Origin of the sequence: Kutzneria sp. 744 (assembly GCF_000568255.1) — a bacterium.
Classification (GTDB): domain Bacteria; phylum Actinomycetota; class Actinomycetes; order Mycobacteriales; family Pseudonocardiaceae; genus Kutzneria.
In genome coordinates, this window is sequence record NZ_KK037166.1 from 8,395,060 (window position 1) to 8,396,876 (window position 1,817).

Genomic DNA, 1,817 nt, shown 5'->3' on the forward strand with positions numbered 1-1,817 from the left:
CCCTGGCCGGGCTCGTCGGGCACGGTGGAGCCCTCGCGGAACGCTCGCTGCACGGCCTGCAGGCCGTCCCGCAGGGGGCCGGCGTGCGGGCCGAGGTACTCGGCGGAGGCGGTGATCAGGCCGGCCAGCGCCGTGATCAGCCGGCGGGCCTCGTCCAGGTCCCGGTGCGGGCTGGACTCGGGCTCGGTGTCGGCGAGGCCGAGGCGCTCGGCGGAAGCCGAGAGCAGCATCACCGCCGCCCGGCTGATGATCTCCACGCTGGCACGGCGCCAGCTCCCGCAGCTGGGGGCCGTCGATTTCGGGCAGTTCCGTCACGTCTGCTACCCTTACACGTGCGACCAGCCCCCGTATGTGCGGGGGCGGCAAGTGGAGCCCCGCTCCCACCCGCGCCGCCGCAAGGCAGCCGGGTCCGGTCCTCCAGTCCAGCACTGGAGCAGCTCGACGCTTGGCGCCGGGTGATCGGAAGGAAGCGGGCCCCGCATGTCACGGACATGTGGGGCCGTTGCTGTTCCTGGCGCATGAAGGCAAGTGAAGGACGTGCATGACAGCTCCCTCTAGTCGAGACCGTGGTGGCCCCACCGCCGCTCCCGAGGCACGTATCAACGACCGCATCCGGGTGCCCGAGGTCCGGCTCGTCGGACCGAACGGTGAACAGGTGGGTATCGTCCGCATCGAGGACGCCCTCCGGCTCGCCGTGGAAGCGGATCTGGACCTCGTCGAGGTCGCACCGCAGGCCCGCCCGCCGGTCTGCAAGCTCATGGACTACGGCAAGTACAAGTACGAGAGCGCGCAGAAGGCCCGCGAGTCGCGGCGCAACCAGCAGCTCACGGTGATCAAGGAGCAGAAGCTCCGGCCGAAGATCGACCCGCACGACTACGAGACGAAGAAGAACCACGTGGTTCGCTTCCTCGAGCACGGGCACAAGGTCAAGGTCACGATCATGTTCCGCGGCCGCGAGCAGTCCCGGCCGGAGCTCGGCTTCCGGCTGCTCCAGCGGTTGGCCGAGGACGTGAACGAGCTGGGCTTCGTGGAGTCCAGCGCCAAGCAGGACGGCCGCAACATGATCATGGTGTTGGCGCCGCACAAGACGACGAAGACCCGGCCCATCAAGACGGCCACCCCGGAGACCGGCTCCGAGCAGGAGTGATACCCGGGAACCCCCGAGGTACGACGACGCACCGCCGCCCGATCCGGGCGGCGGTACGACAACGAGGACGACAATGCCTAAGAACAAGACGCACAAGGGCATCTCCAAGCGCGTGCGCGTGACCGGCACCGGCAAGCTGCTGCGGGAGAAGACCGGCAAGCGTCACCTGCTGGAGAAGAAGCCCAGCACGCTGACCCGCCGCTACGCCGGCGTCCAGGAGGTCGCCAAGAGCGACGTCCCGCGCATGAAGAAGATGCTCGGCCTCTGACGCGAGCGCTGTAGCCCTACGAAGACCCCCGGGGTGCCCCGAACACCCCCTTGAGATTGACAGGATGAACCAGTGGCACGCGTCAAGCGGGCGGTCAACGCCCAGAAGAAGCGCCGCACGACCCTGGAGCTCGCCAGCGGCTACCGCGGCCAGCGCTCCCGGCTGTACCGCAAGGCCAAGGAGCAGGTGCTCCACTCGCTCAACTACGCCTACCGGGACCGCCGTGCCCGCAAGGGTGACTTCCGGCAGCTGTGGATCACGCGTATCAACGCGGCCGCGCGCCTGAACGGCATGACCTACAACCGCTTCATCCAGGGCCTCAAGGTCGCGGGTGTCGAGGTCGACCGCAAGATCCTGGCCGAGCTCGCGGTCAACGACGCCGACGCGTTCGCCGCGCTGGTC

General features: G+C 68.8%; 4 protein-coding genes. 3 read left to right on the top strand and 1 reads right to left on the bottom strand.

Going from position 1 to position 1,817, the window contains the following annotated elements; translation table 11 throughout:
• Positions 1 to 230, bottom strand: a 230-nt coding sequence (locus KUTG_RS38780; protein WP_052396787.1) for a DUF1844 domain-containing protein, incomplete at its 3' end; no start/stop codon positions are given.
• A gap of 311 nt (positions 231 to 541) precedes the next feature.
• On the opposite strand from KUTG_RS38780, the gene infC reads away from it, so the two are divergent.
• From infC to rplT, 3 genes are all read left to right on the top strand, one after another.
• Complete coding sequence (infC, locus tag KUTG_RS38785; protein ID WP_063753622.1) at positions 542 to 1,147, top strand: translation initiation factor IF-3; 606 nt, start codon at positions 542 to 544, stop codon at positions 1,145 to 1,147.
• A 73-nt stretch (positions 1,148 to 1,220) separates the two neighbouring features.
• Complete coding sequence (gene rpmI / locus KUTG_RS38790) at positions 1,221 to 1,415, top strand: 50S ribosomal protein L35 (protein ID WP_043724094.1); 195 nt, start codon at positions 1,221 to 1,223, stop codon at positions 1,413 to 1,415.
• 72 nt (positions 1,416 to 1,487) lie between these two features.
• The coding region (gene rplT / locus KUTG_RS38795; RefSeq protein WP_043732120.1) for a 50S ribosomal protein L20 at positions 1,488 to 1,817 on the top strand (330 nt) is incomplete at its 3' end.